The 14,554-nt window shown below is 47.1% G+C and carries 12 protein-coding genes; 3 read left to right on the top strand and 9 right to left on the bottom strand.

Annotation, left to right across the window (positions count from 1 at the left end; translation table 11 throughout):
- From KDK18_RS11275 to KDK18_RS11290, 4 genes are all read right to left on the bottom strand, one after another.
- On the bottom strand, positions 1-709 hold a 709-nt coding region (locus KDK18_RS11275), incomplete at its 3' end, for a WD40 repeat domain-containing protein (RefSeq protein WP_257255001.1).
- A 403-nt stretch (positions 710-1,112) separates the two neighbouring features.
- Positions 1,113-2,159 carry a beta-N-acetylhexosaminidase gene (nagZ, locus tag KDK18_RS11280; protein WP_257255002.1) on the bottom strand — a complete coding sequence of 349 codons (1,047 nt, stop codon included), beginning with the start codon at positions 2,157-2,159 and terminating at the stop codon, positions 1,113-1,115.
- 39 nt (positions 2,160-2,198) lie between these two features.
- Positions 2,199-2,681 (bottom strand): L,D-transpeptidase, encoded by a 483-nt coding sequence (locus KDK18_RS11285; RefSeq protein WP_257255003.1) that lies wholly within the window; start codon positions 2,679-2,681, stop codon positions 2,199-2,201.
- 66 nt (positions 2,682-2,747) lie between these two features.
- Complete coding sequence (locus tag KDK18_RS11290; RefSeq protein WP_257255004.1) at positions 2,748-3,395, bottom strand: TetR/AcrR family transcriptional regulator; 648 nt, start codon at positions 3,393-3,395, stop codon at positions 2,748-2,750.
- Between the two features lie 145 nt (positions 3,396-3,540).
- On the opposite strand from KDK18_RS11290, the gene KDK18_RS11295 reads away from it, so the two are divergent.
- The 3 genes from KDK18_RS11295 (at position 3,541) to KDK18_RS11305 (ending at position 7,347) form a co-directional block, all read left to right on the top strand.
- A complete protein-coding gene (locus KDK18_RS11295) occupies positions 3,541-5,895 on the top strand; it encodes a serpin family protein (RefSeq protein WP_257255005.1) in 2,355 nt (784 codons plus the stop codon).
- Between the two features lie 276 nt (positions 5,896-6,171).
- Positions 6,172-6,774, top strand: a complete 603-nt coding sequence (gene lexA / locus KDK18_RS11300) for a transcriptional repressor LexA (RefSeq protein WP_306670710.1) — start codon at positions 6,172-6,174, stop codon at positions 6,772-6,774.
- 78 nt (positions 6,775-6,852) lie between these two features.
- The gene (locus KDK18_RS11305; protein WP_257255006.1) at positions 6,853-7,347 is read left to right on the top strand and encodes a SulA-like leucine-rich domain-containing protein; all 495 of its coding nucleotides are present in this window, start codon (positions 6,853-6,855) and stop codon (positions 7,345-7,347) included.
- A 27-nt stretch (positions 7,348-7,374) separates the two neighbouring features.
- On the opposite strand, the gene KDK18_RS11310 is transcribed toward KDK18_RS11305, so the two are convergent.
- From KDK18_RS11310 to fadB, 5 genes are all read right to left on the bottom strand, one after another.
- Complete coding sequence (locus KDK18_RS11310; RefSeq protein ID WP_257255007.1) at positions 7,375-7,767, bottom strand: hypothetical protein; 393 nt, start codon at positions 7,765-7,767, stop codon at positions 7,375-7,377.
- A 177-nt stretch (positions 7,768-7,944) separates the two neighbouring features.
- Positions 7,945-8,439 carry a DUF6586 family protein gene (locus tag KDK18_RS11315; protein ID WP_257255008.1) on the bottom strand — a complete coding sequence of 165 codons (495 nt, stop codon included), beginning with the start codon at positions 8,437-8,439 and terminating at the stop codon, positions 7,945-7,947.
- 67 nt (positions 8,440-8,506) lie between these two features.
- Positions 8,507-11,149 carry a type I DNA topoisomerase gene (topA, locus tag KDK18_RS11320; RefSeq protein ID WP_257255009.1) on the bottom strand — a complete coding sequence of 881 codons (2,643 nt, stop codon included), beginning with the start codon at positions 11,147-11,149 and terminating at the stop codon, positions 8,507-8,509.
- A gap of 504 nt (positions 11,150-11,653) precedes the next feature.
- Positions 11,654-12,826, bottom strand: coding sequence for an acetyl-CoA C-acyltransferase FadA (fadA, locus tag KDK18_RS11325; RefSeq protein WP_257255010.1), 1,173 nt, complete (start codon positions 12,824-12,826; stop codon positions 11,654-11,656).
- 62 nt (positions 12,827-12,888) lie between these two features.
- Positions 12,889-14,554, bottom strand: a 1,666-nt coding sequence (gene fadB, locus KDK18_RS11330) for a fatty acid oxidation complex subunit alpha FadB (protein WP_257255011.1), incomplete at its 5' end; no start/stop codon positions are given.

Here is a 14,554-nt window from a genome sequence, read left to right on the forward strand (position 1 = left end):
GAGAAAACAGAGGCATGGCCGGGTGGGTGCCATTATAGATTCTGACTTTTCTGTCATCCGCTCCAGCCGCCAGCAGGGTGCCGTCGGGGTGGTAGGCCAGGCTTTGTACCCAGTCTGTTGCATCGTCCAGGGTGTACAGAGGTATGGCCGGGTGGGTGCCATTATAGATTCTGACTTTGTCATCCTCTCCAGCCGCCAGCAGGGTTCCGTCGGGGTGGTAAGCCAGGATTGCTATCAAGTCTGTTGCATCGTTCAGAGAAAACAGAGGCATGGCCGGGTGAGTGCCATTATAGAGTCTGACTTTTCCGTCATCCCCTCCAGCCGCCAGCAGGGTGCCGTCGGGGTGGTAGGCCAGGCTTCGTATCCAGTCTGTTGCATCGTTAAGAGTGTTCACCAACAGGGGGGTCTGAGGGTCGGTCATATCAAAGATCAGCACAGGGCCTGTATAACCACATTTGCGATCCCCTGAACCTGAACCTACCCCCACCGCCATGTACCTGCCGTCCTGACGCCAGACAATGCTGAAAGCTCCGTGTGGTGCGCAATGGTTCTTGTTAAGAGTGGGCGGTGTGATGGGTGGCTGATTGGGGTCCAGGGTAAGGGTGTGGATCAGAACCGGGTCGATGGGTACCGACGCAATCGCGGTCGGTGCCGGGCACAAAAGGGAAATAGCCAGAACCGGAAAAAAAGCGTATTTATACAGGCTCATGTAAACAACGCATTATAAAAAGAACCAGATTTTGCGATTAAAGTTAGGATTTCGCGTTCAGTCAAATTTTTCCCATATATAGCGATCTGGAACTATTTTCAACAATACTGGCTTCACCTTTTTCCTGCGATGTCCAGTCGTTCACAGTGTGTTCGAATCCACCGCAAGATAGAAACCGTCATAAGTCAATTGGCCAAGTATTTTGATAATGAGTCCTGCCGCTGTCGGAACACCTGAAAAAGTCACACATGGTGTTATAAAACTGAAAATGTGCTGCTTTTTATCCGACATAGGGTCATAGCTATTTTCAGAGGTTGAGCGATAGTTATGGTGAATAAAGAGAGAAAGGAATGAACATGGACACCAAAGACAACACCCACTGCATATGACGCATTATGAACAATCATTTGAATCGTTCAGAAAGGTAGTCCAGTCTGTCCTTACAACTCAAATATCGATCCAGAGTAACCAGTTCTTCCAAAGCTCGACCGCCGCTGGCCTCAAGTGAAGAAAAATCAGGCGGACAGAAAGAAGACTGTTCAAGCCAGGGCAGAACTTCCCGGACCCCCTTCCTATTGCTGAGTAACAAGAGATCACAACCCGCATTCAAGGCTTTTTCAACCCGGAGAGTATAACTTCCCGCTGAAGCGGCACCTTCCATAGTCAAACAGTCGCTAATAACTACTCCACTAAAACCAATCTGCTCTCTAAGAATATCTTTCAACCAGATTGAAGAAAAACCACAAGGCTGATCATCCACTTCAGAAAAGACAATGTGAGCGGGCATAATCGCTTCTATACCCTGCTCTATCAACGTTTTGAATGGCACCATGTCTTGCTGCCGGATAGCGTTTAACGAACGGTTGTCCCTGGGCAGGGTCAGGTGAGAGTCTTCATTGACACTGCCATGGCCGGGAAAATGCTTACCGACACAGGCCATTCCTGATTCATGGACACCACTGCACCATGCAGTGGCCAGTTTAATGACGTTTTCAGTCTCACTGCCTAACGCACGATCGCCCACTATTTCGGTCAGCCCAAGATTCAAATCCAATACTGGAGCCAGACTAAGGTCAAGGCCGCAGGAAAGAAGCTCTTCTGCCATAAGCCAACCGCAATCTTCAATCAACTCGAGCGCTTTCTGAGGATCACAATTGAAATATCTGGCGTAATGTTTTGCCGGCGGCAGACGGGTAAAGTCGTTCCTGAAACGCTGCACCCTGCCACCTTCCTGATCGACCATCAGAATCAGATTCTGCCGGATACTTCTGATGTCACTGACCAGGTCACACAACTGTTTGCGATCTTGAAAATTTCTGGCGAAAAACAATACGCCAGCAACGCCAGGATGCAGCAGTAATTCCCGCTCTTCGGGTTGGAGTGTCTGACCTTCAAGGTCAATGATCAGAACACCATTATTTTTCGCATCGTTTTGACCATGCGTATTCATACTTTTCCCGCTCTCCTGACCTGACTGCGTGCGATAAGACTACTCTGGCAGAATATCAATGGTAGTTCCCGGAACAACCCGGTCAAATAAATCAATCATGTCATGACCATGCATCCTTACGCAGCCTCTTGAACCCGGCTCGCCCATCACAGCGGAATCAGGCGCTCCATGGATATAGATATATCGTCGCATAGTATCGACATTTCCCAAACGGTTGTAACCGGGTTCCAGGCCACTTAGCCAGAGAATGCGGCTTAAGATCCAGTCCCGACGTTCAGAGTATTGTTGTTGTAGTTCCGGAGAATAAATCTCCCCCGTGTATCGCCTTCCTACAAACACTGCATTGAGAGGAAGGCCGTCACCTATTTTAGCTCGAATAATATGATGACCAAGGGGAGTCTGCCAGCTACCTTCCTGCTGACCTGTCCCCTTACTGGCAGTGGAGACAGAGTAACAGATCGTTTCTACCCCCTCCTGCATCAACTCCAGAGTCTGTGAGGCAATTCGAACATTAATATGCACAGCTGAATCTCGTATTGATTGGCTTCGCAGTGCCTCAGGCTTAAGAGCCTGCATGCAGAATAAACATTATCGGCCACTATCATGGGTGGCATGAGCACGCAGACCGGCTGCCATAAACGGCACCATTCTTCTCATGATATTCTCAAGATTGTCATCAATGTCGTAGTCTCTCTTGGCGATGGACAGGAGCGCATCAGCACCGGATACAGAGAAGACAGCAGAACCGAGACTAAAGTAGGTACGCCAGAATTTATCGGCAATCGGAAGGTCAGGACAGGCCCTGAACAGTAACTCAAAGTATCGACTGAAGACAGTTCCATAGGTTTCGGTCAGATAACGTTTCAGGTGCCCCTGGTTCTGGGTGAATGCCAGCCCCATGAGTTTCATGAAAATAGAGATGTCATCCGGCCTTCTGGGTTTCACAGCAAGAATATGGTCAACCAGTATCTGAAGCACAGCTTCAAGATCAGGTTGCTCACTGTGATCTGACCACTCATCCAGAGTGGTATTCAGCCCCTCCATAAAGGGAGCCAGAAAACGCGCAAATACTGCCTGTATCAACGCTTTTTTAGAGCCAAAGTGATAGTTCACTGCAGCCAGGTTAACCCCTGCCTGTCTTGTAATGGTTCTTAAGGAGGTTTCTGCGAAGCCATGTTCGGCGAAGAGCAGCTCGGCTGAATCCAGAATTCTCTCTACGGTTGAAGGTTGTGCCATGATCCGGGGAATTTTATAAGATTAATAAACGACTGTTTAGAACCTACGTTTCTTACCCTCAGCTGTCAAGGCCACTAGTAGCAAAGCCTCATCGAGTTAACCCAACGAGTCAGTGGTACGGAGCATTGCTCAACACTATTACAGGGTGCAAATTGTTGCCATCACTAACTTATCGGTTAGTGATTTCATCGACGACAAACACTTAACTAATAGTAATCAGGCAACCCATAATTTACGGCAATCTACAAACAATGCTCTTGCTGCAAAACAGGGAAGCACAAAGCATGGAAGCAGTGAGTTTATTCACGCTAATCAATTATTATCAAGTAATGGAGAAATGACTATGACACCTATTGGACACTCAATCAAATCAATATCAATGTCTTCGCAGCCATTTAATCTGCAAGACACACATACCGGGACCACACTACAGGCTTCTGATATTGCTAAAAAACTCATTGATAAAATCTCATTCGGGATTCTGAACAGTGAGGGCAAAAAAAGCACGGTAGCGTCTCCTACCAGCCTGACTCCGGTTTTGGGCATGCTTCTGGCGTGCATAGATGACAATGCCAAAAAGGAATCCATTTTGGGAATCCCCAAAGGAACCTTGACTGAAGAGCTGGAAACTGAAATCCATAAAGAACTCGGTAAATTCAGCAAAGACAACCCTTACGGAGGCCATCCTGAGCAGTTAATCTCTTGCGCTAACTTTATCGCTTCTGCTTTTCATGTCAGGGATGAGCAATTAGAAAAAATACTCTCTGAATGTTATCAAACTCAAAAGCTGGAAAGTAATCAATGGAACGTAGCTGAAGTCACAGAAGATTTTGTCAAGGAGAAAACCAAAGGAAAAATTAAAAATTTGTTTGATGGCATGAATGAAGTTACAGCGACAATAGGTAATGTAATGGAATTCCGGGGTGTCTGGGAGGATAGTTTTTCTCCAGATAAAACCGCTCCTCAAAGCTTTCTATGCGCAGATGGAACTCGTATTAACAACGTAAAAATGATGGTTAAAACTGAAACGGTTCAATGTGCTTCTAACAGCAAATTTGCTGCCATCGCCAAGGAATTCAAATCTGTGAATGGAGAAGATCTTAAACTGGTCGCAATAAAACCGCGTAAAGAAAGTGCCACAGCGATTAACAATCTTGATTCTGAAACGATTAATGAGCTGACTAAACAATTAAATTATAAAGAAGCGAAATATCAGCTATCGCTACCCAAAATAAAAGTAGAAGACAGTTGCGACACTCAGTTACTCGAGAAAATGTGTGAGGCATTAGGAACCGACATAGTAGCAGGAGATCTGACAAGACTAGGCCTACCGGCAGATCAGGATCTGGAGGTGCTTCAGAAGATCGTATTATCTGTTGATGAAGAAGGTGCTAGCGGTAAGATGGCGACTGTTGCAAAAATTTTAACAAGGTGCGTATCTGGAACTTCTCATTTTGATTTTGACTGCCCTGGCTACATTGCCATTGTAGACAAAGAAGGTAATCGGTTAATTGAGCTGGTCATAAAGGATGGCAGCTTTTTGGAGTTTGATGGTGATCCTGTAATCAGCACCGCTGGAAAACAGAGTTCTAATTCTAAAAAACTGGCAAGTTCCAACCCTTTTGATATGTATGATAGCGAAGATGATATATTTGATAGCGATGATGATATATCTGATAGCGATGATGATAGTTCTAATAACCCGTTCTTAAATAAACAGGAAGAAGTACAAAAAAACTTATCTCTAATAAAAGATCTGTCTTTTAGAACTTTTGAAACTGTTGATGTGAGCACTTATATAAATAAATTTTATAATCCAAATGGGTATTTAGATATTCAAAGTGCTGATGCAAACAATACTAATTTAACAGTCAGTTTTTCTTCTTTGGATAGTGCTAAAAAGTTTAAAGAAAGTGTATTAGAATCAATTGGTGAAAAAAATGGGAATTTAATTCGAGTTAACAAAAGCTTTTTTTCTATTGAAGTATATGTTTCAATTAGAGAATGGGATAAAATGATTGATAAAATAACTTCTGAATCCACTGATTTTTATATTTCTGACAGCAAAGATAATCCTACAATTATCCCTGCTGAAAAACCGAGCTCTGATAATCTGGTAACTTTTAACGATTATGATATGTCTGATAGTGAAGATGACAGTTCTGATAGCAAAGTTTATACGTCTGATGATCAATTCACATCTAAAAAAGAAGTAACCGATCAAACTCCAATGGGGAGTGTAAGTACTTTAATACAACAGAACTATAATCCGAATGGGGAGTTTGATATTCAGAATACTAAATCAGATCATATACAGCTAACACTCACGATGTCTTCTTTGGAAGAGGCTAAAAAGCTTAGAGAAAGAATATTAAAATCAATTGGAGACAAACATTTTAAATTTGTCAGGATTTTTGGTCGTGATTCTCCTTTTCAATTAGAGGTTTCTTTTCAAGCCTGGGACGCGCTGCGTGAGAAGTTAACTTTTAATCAACCATGAATCAATACAATGCTAAATCCGGAGATTAATCACCTCCGGATTTTTTTTAACAAAAGCCTCACAGAATCAGTTTGCGAATATCGGTCAACCATTCACCAGTAGGAAGGTAAAGCTTGCCACATGCATCATTGACGGCCCTTAGTTCAATTGCTGCTCATCATCGCGGCCCGACCTGCGCGGCCCGACCTGCGCGGCCCGACCTAACATAATGACTTGCCAGAGCAATATTACTGTATATAATCACAGATACTGTATAAAAAAACAGATTGAGTGACCATGATCAAACTGACTAAACGGCAATCCGAAATACTGGACCTGATCAAGTCTCATATCGAAGAGACAGGTTTCCCACCCACCAGGGCAGAAATCGCCAAGACCTTCGGTTTTCGTTCACCCAATGCGGCAGAAGAACATCTCAGGGCACTGGCCCGTAAAGGCGCCATCGAAATTACCCCCGGTGCTTCACGAGGTATCCGAATTCCAGACAGCCAGCCTGAAGGCCTTCCGATCATTGGACAGGTGGCTGCCGGTAACCCGATCCTCGCCCAGGAACATATCGAAGACCACCTGATGCTCAACCCCGGCTTCTTCACCCCAGCCGCTGACTTCTTGTTAAGAGTCAAAGGGATGAGCATGAAAAACATCGGGATTCTTGATGGTGACCTGCTGGCCGTTCACAAGACTACAGAGGTTCGAAACGGTCAGGTTGTCGTCGCCAGGATAGAAGACGAAGTCACCGTTAAACGATTCGAGAAACAGAAAAACAAGGTATTACTCCATCCGGAAAACGACGAGTTCGAAACCATTGTCGTCGATCTCACTCATGATATTTTCGCGGTCGAAGGTTTAAGCGTCGGGGTGATCAGAAATCAATCCTGAAACGGATGTTGTATGAGCACCTGTACACTTGAGTGAGAACACCGAAAAGCGACCGGACCATGCCAGGAGGAAGGATTCATGCTGTACCGAACAAGCAGTGAAAGGCACAATTTTTCAACATCAGGCTTTCAGAGCAACACAGTTCGCATAAACCGCTCCAGCCTGAAAAAAACGTTACCAGAGAAAAATAAAAGCTCTCCCAGTCCCAGTATTAATGAGCTCATTCTGTCAGGACAACCCTGGCAGGCCGAACAACTCCTGACACCAATGCTCAGTCAGCTTTCCAGTGACAGTGAACGCTGGTTGACTCTGATTCTGGCAGACAAATCGGATACCAGAACCTTGCAATGGTTAAAGAATTGCAACCTGAACCATGACAAGGTGCAAATTTTTAGCGCTAACGATGATCACCAGACACTGGAACTCACCCGGAAAGCACTGGCATCCGGAACCAGCCACACCGTCATTAGTTGGCTGGGACACTTGGATAAAGGGTGGCTAATCAAGCTTGAAAGCGCTGCCCGCAATGGACAGTGTCAGGGACTGGCTATTCGCAGCAGGCAGGTTGCATGAAAACCTGTCACTGCCTTGAAGATAGAGTCAATGCAGCACTCTGTTCTCAGGAATCTCTTCTTCAGAGGATTGGGGACGAGTCAGTTCAGCAACTTCCCGCATTCCGGCGTCAAACATGACCTTTGCCACTTGTAGATACTCTCCTTCAAGATACTCCTTGGCTTCCCCGGAAAATTTCATGGTCAGCAGGGGCTCGCCCTCTTCATCACTGCGTCGCAAAACAATCTCTCCTGTTGGAAGTTCCACAATTTCCAAAAACGATGCAGCCATATTTCGTCCCATAAATAGCGAGTAAGAGGTGGAAATCATGCAGCATTGTGCATCATGATGCAACAGGTCAATGCAGAGTAATGTGAAAGGATGATTAACCAGCATACTGGTAGACATACCTGCAGAACAGCACAGCATGATCTTTGTCATAGGGTACCTCTGTCAAACCTGTCTGAATCGCACCTACAGAGCCCCCCCCCTGGCTCATTGAGTGTTGACCCCGGCTTATATAAGACTTTGTACCTATATCCCTCCCTGGGCACAAGATACTCCCCAGTCTATGGCGATCCCAACGGTTGAACGCAGAATGAGCAGTAAATGATTAAGTCACCATTCGAGATTGAAATTTCTGAAGTGGCCCACCAATTCCTTGAGGGAAGCAAGAATACTTTTGGCACTTTCCGGTGTTTTAACACCTCTTGTACTTCCAGCACTGTCCGAAGCAATCATGGCAGTATTGATTTTATTAGAATATGATTGTATATCATCGTCTAAAAGTGAAATTTCGCCATAAGCTTTGAGTAAATCTGCCAGCCAGCTGTCAGACAACTCTAATTGTTTTAGCTGCTCGAGTTCAGAAACATCACCTTCCTGCTCACTTACCAAGTTGTAAGCTTCTTCCAGAGACATCAGACGGCTTAACTGATGACCATAAGGAGACAATATCTCTGCCAGCATGGAGAAATATGCCTGACGAGCATGCAACAAAAATGCTTCGCGAAAAGCTTCCTGCTCGAAAGGTTCTGCTCTTTCCCAAGTACCCAATTGTAAACGGGCATAGTGCAACTTCTTATTGGTATAGGCTCGCCACTGCTCAGACATAATCATTCTCACAAATAGAAAGACCCTCACGGATCACCGCGAAGGTCTTGTTTTTGAACAGGCCAGATCAGGATTTTTTGCGCTTTCTGGTGACTTTTTCTTCCCACTTACCTTCCTGGAAGGTAGCACTCCACCCCGTCGCCTTACCTTCTGACTCACTCATAACATACTGAGTCTTGGTTTTACGACTAAAGCGGATTATCGCTGGATTGCCTTCAGCATCCTGTCTCGGAGCATCCAGAAGATAATGATATTTAGGATCAATAGCCGCCTGATGAGGGATCAGTTCACTGACCAGAGGAGCACGGGTCTCACGATTCTTTGGAAATTGGCTGGCGGCCAGAAAAAGTCCGGAGGCACCGTCCCTGAGAATGTAGTGATCATCCACTTTCAGACACTTAAGTTCGGGCATGGGCACCGGATCCATTTTTGGGGGGGCCGCTTCCCCACTCTTCAGCAGTTTACGGGTGTTTTTACACTCACTGTTGGTGCAACCAAAGTATTTGCCAAAACGTCCCGATTTCAGCTGCATCTCGGAGCCACATTTGTCACATTCAAGCACAGGGCCATCATAACCTTTGAGCTTGAACTGACCTTGTTCCACTTCATAGCCGGAGCAGTCCGGGTTATTACCACAGACATGAAGCTTGCGCTGCTCATCAATCAGATAGCTTTCCATCGCTGTAGAACACTTGGGACAACGATGCATAGCTCGCAAAGCGTTAACTTCAGCATTCTCATCGTCAGCATCTTCAACCTCTTCTCCAGGCACCAGATTAATCGTACATTTACAACGCTCCTTCGGGGGGAGCGAGTAACCGGAACAGCCCAGGAAGACGCCAGTACTCGCTGTACGAATCATCATATCCCTGCCACATTCAGGACATTTGATGTCGGTGGGAGAAGGGTCATTGGATCGCATGCCATCACTGTCGTTTTCAGCCTGCTCCAGCTTGTTGCTGAAATCACTGTAGAAATGGTCCAGCAGATCCTTCCAGTTCTTGCCACCTTCAGCCACCACATCGAGATTTGACTCCATATTGGCGGTAAAGTTGTAATCCATAAGATCATGGAAATTTTCAACCAGCCGGTCTGTGACAATATCGCCCATTTTCTCGGCATAGAAACGACGATTTTTCAGAGATACATAACCACGATCCTGAATGGTCGAAATTATGGAAGCATAAGTCGAGGGTCTTCCAATTCCGCGCTTCTCCAGCTCCTTAACCAGAGCCGCTTCACTGAAACGGGCCGGCGGCTTTGTAAAGAGTTGTTTCGGGTCCAGTTTTTTCAGATCCAGGGGGTCACCTTTGTTCAGGGCGGGCAGAATGATGTCTTCACCCTTCTTGGCAATAGCTGCCATGACACGAGTGTAGCCATCAAACTTCAGGGTTCTGCCTCTCGCCCTCAGATCAAAGTCATCCACTCTGACCGTCAGGGAAGTGCTCAGGTACTCCGCGGGCGTCATCTGACAGGCAACAAATTGTCTCCAGATCAGCTCATAGAGTCGCTCTGCATCCTTCTCAAGTCCGGATATAGAACCCGGCTGAGCAGTCACAGAGGAAGGACGTATTGCTTCGTGTGCCTCCTGAGCGCCTTCTTTGCTGGAATACCGGTTTGGCTCCTCTGGCAGATACTTCGCACCGTAGGTACCATTAATAAACTCCCGGGCACTCTCCACTGCTTCCTGACTCAGATTGGTGGAGTCAGTACGCATATAAGTAATATGACCCGCTTCGTAGAGGCGTTGAGCCATCATCATGGTTTTCTTGACACTGAATCCAAGACGGGTGCTGGCTGCCTGCTGTAGCGTTGAGGTAATAAAAGGGGCAGAAGGACGACTGCGGGTCGGCTTATCTTCTCGCTCTGTCAGCTGGTAATCAGCACGTCTCAGCTTTTCCAGAACAACTTCAGTGGAGGCCTCACTGGTAGGTCTGAAGGCGTCACCGGCTTCTTTGGCGACTTGGAAGCGAATAACTTCCCCACTCCCGGTAGTCAGGTCAGCATAGACTTCCCAATACTCTTCCGGGATAAAACTTCTGACTTCACGCTCCCGCTCAACAATTAACTTAACCGCTACAGACTGGACTCGCCCTGCCGACAGGCCACGGGCAATTTTCGCCCAGAGCAATGGGGAAACCATATAACCCACTACGCGGTCGAGGAACCGCCTTGCCTGCTGGGCATTGACCCGGTCAATATTGAGAATACCCGGCTCCTTGAAGGCTTCCTGGATGGCATTCTTGGTAATTTCATTGAAAACGACCCGCCGATATCGATCAGGCTCTCCCCCTATGGCCTCCTGAAGATGCCAGGCTATAGCCTCTCCCTCACGGTCCAAATCCGTTGCGAGGTAGATTTTGTCAGCAGACTCGGCAAGGCGTCGAAGCTCATCGACCACTTTCTCTTTGCCAGGCAAAATTTCGTAACGGGCTTTCCACCCTTCTTCAGGGTCAATGCCCATTCTTTCAATGAGCTGTTCTTTGGCTTTGCGCTTCTTATGGATGATTTTCTGCTCAGGAGATAGCTTACGTGTCTCAGCAGCGGCCCTTGCCCGAGCTTTGGGATCCACAGGCTTCTTGGAGCCACCCGCGGTGGGCAGGTCACGAATGTGACCAACACTGGACTTAACAACAAAGTCCTTGCCCAGATATTTGTTTATAGTCTTCGCCTTGGCCGGCGACTCGACGATAACTAGAGATTTACCCATGCTACCTTACACGTCCTGTAATCAGCTCCATTGTTCCGGTTATGCTGACAAGCCTGGAAAAAAGATTAAAAACACTCAGTGCTGCCTGCGACCAAAACAAGAAAGGTCGGGAATTGAAAATTGTTTCAATATATAAGGTCAAGAAAAACATCGGTCAAGCAAAACTCTTCAGTGATGGCAATTTTTTCTTGAACGACCCTCTTATTTATCGTTTCACAGCCACAATGATTAATCCACCCGGTTATAAGCAATAATTACCTTGAATATCAAAAGATTATTTAATTACTGCGAAGCCTGACAGATTTCAGGATGATTATTCACGGGAAAAAACCGGCTTTTTTTGTCGACAAAGCGACTCAAGCAAACCTTGTCAGAGATCCCCATCAGAGAAGTAGAGCCTCTGCATAAAAATACATAAAAGCAGGATACCCCGAAATGACATTCCGGGGTAAATACGTTCAGGCAGGATAAGCCAGGCAGGCACGCCTGGCAAAGGCCGACGTATTACAGACGCTCAAAGACCGTAGTAATACCCTGACCCAGTCCTACACACATCGTAGCCACACCGATCGTACCGTTGTTTTGCTTCATCACGTTCAGCAGGGTACCGGAGATTCGGGCACCGGAGCATCCGAAGGGGTGACCCAGAGCTATTGCCCCACCGTTCAGGTTCACCTTCTCGTCCATCTTCTCCAGCAGGTTCAGGTCTTTCAGAACAGGCAGAGCCTGAGCAGCAAACGCTTCATTGAGCTCAACATGATCAATATCATCGATAGTCAGGCCTGCACGCTCCAGTGCTTTTTTGGTGCTGGGTACAGGTCCATAACCCATGATGGACGGATCAACACCAGCAACCGCCATGGAACGAATCACGGCCATTGGTTGAAGACCCAGATCCTGAGCACGCTGTGCGGACATAACGATCATGCAGGAAGCCCCATCGGTAATCTGGGAAGAAGTACCAGCTGTGACTGTACCTTTCGGGTTAAAGGCTGGCTTCAGTTGAGCCAGTCCTTCAAGCGTGGTTTCAGGACGGATCGTCTGATCTTCGGTGAAGACTGCCAGGTTGCCATCATCATCATGCCCCTGCATGGGGATGATCTCATCCTTGAAGTGACCGGCTTTGGTTGCTTCCCAGGCTCTCATATGAGATCTGACACCAAATTCATCCTGGGCTTCACGAGTAATACCGTGCATCAACCCCAGCATTTCTGCGGTCAGACCCATCATGCCTGCCGCTTTGGCAGCATATTTTGACAGACGTGGATTAGGATCCACTCCATGCATCATGCCTACATGTCCCATGTGCTCAACACCACCTACGACAAAGACATCACCGTTCCCGGTTTGAATAGCCTGAGCAGCAGTGTGCAGTGCACTCATGGAAGAACCACACAGACGGCTGACAGTCTGGGCAGAAGAAGTATGAGGGATCGGAGTCATCAGGGATGCCATACGGGCAACGTTCCACCCCTGCTCCAGAGTCTGGTTAACACAACCCCAGATGACATCTTCAACTTCTTCAGGGTTAACACCAGGGTTACGGTTCAGAACCCCTGTGATGAGGTTTGCAGACAGATCATCGGCACGGACATTTCGATACATGCCACCCTTGGAACGACCCATGGGGGTCCGGCCATAGTCTACGATTACGGCGTCTCTCGGATTAAGGCTCATAGTCAATTCTCTCTTAAATCTGTTGATCGTGATTAGCCACTTTTTTTGTGGCTCAAGGCTGTTTACGCGCCGTAAAACGTTTTGCCTTCACGGGCCATTTCCCGCAGCTTTTCAGTAGGCTGGTACAGAGGACTGATATGAGCGTACTGATCAGCCAGCTCTACGAACTTGTCGACACCCATGCTATCGATGTACTTCAGGGCACCGCCACGGAAAATCGGGAAGCCGATGCCGTTGAGCAGAGCCAGGTCCGCCTCTGCTGGGGTATCAACAATGCCGTCTTCCAGTGTGCGAACGGTTTCCATACACAGTGGAATCATCATGCGATCAATAATTTCCTGTGTTTCAAACTCACGGCTTTCACCTGCCACTTCAGAGAGAAGCTGATAAGCCGTTTCGTCAACCACTTTCTTGGGCTTACCTTTCTTGTCCTGCTCGTATTTGTAAAAGCCGACGTTGGTCTTCTGTCCGTAACGCCCCTTCTCATACATCACATCAATAGCGTTCTTCCAGTCACGGGACATACGATCCGGGAAGCCTTCAGCCATCACTTTTTCAGCATGGGAGCCTGTATCAATACCGACAACATCAAGCAGGTAGGCAGGACCCATTGGCCAGCCAAACTTCTCCATAACTTTGTCGACTTTCTGGAAGTCAGCACCGTCTTTCACCAATGAAGCGAAGCCGCCGAAGTATGGGAAAAGCACACGGTTAACCAGGAATCCGGGACAGTCGTTAACAACGATAGGCACTTTGCCCATCTTCTTGGCATAGGCGACAACGGTTGCAACCGTTTCTTCGCTGGTTTTCTCACCACGAATCACTTCAACCAGAGGCATGGCGTGAACCGGGTTAAAGAAGTGCATGCCACAGAATTTTTCCGGTCTTTTCAGATCCTTAGCCAGTTCTGTTATAGAAATGGTTGAAGTATTAGAAGCCAGAACAGCGTCTTCACTGACGTGATTTTCTACTTCACCCAGTACCGCTTTCTTGACATTGACATTCTCGACAACCGCTTCCACAACGACATCGACATCACCAAACTCACTGTACGACAAAGTTGGAACAATGTGATTGAGAACCTCACCCATTTTCAGAGGGTCCATACGACCACGGGCTACTCGCTTGGACAGCAGTTTGCTGGCTTCGGCCAGTCCCAGGTTCAGACCATCCTGAGCGATGTCTTTCATCAGAATAGGAGTGCCCTTGTAAGCAGACTGGTAAGCAATGCCACCGCCCATGATACCGGCACCCAGAACAGCGGCCTTCTCAACTTTACCCGCCTGCCTGGTCAGTTCCTTGGTCTTCTTCTTGAGCATCTGGTCGTTCAGGAACAGTCCCACCAGAACATCAGAGACAGGTGTCTTGGCCAGTTTAATGAAACCTTCAGCTTCGACTTTCAGAGCTTCATCTCTTGGCAGCTCAGCATGCTTTTTGATGGCTTTAACAGAAGCCGCGGGCGCTGGCATATGTGGACCGGCCTGCTGCTTGACAACCGCCATGGTTGTTTCAAAAGCCATCAGAGATTCCAGCAAAGGTAGCTTGAGTGGTGAACGTTTTTCATCTTTACGGGCATTAAAGTCCAGTTCACCTGCCAGACAACGTTTGATAATGGCTACAGCAGAATCCACTAGCTTTTCGGTTTCAACCACTGCATCTACAGCCCCTACTTTCAGAGCTGCTTCAGGCTTCTGCTCGCGACCAGCAGCAATCCACTCGACAGCGTTA

This window comes from Endozoicomonas sp. SESOKO3, assembly GCF_024606255.1.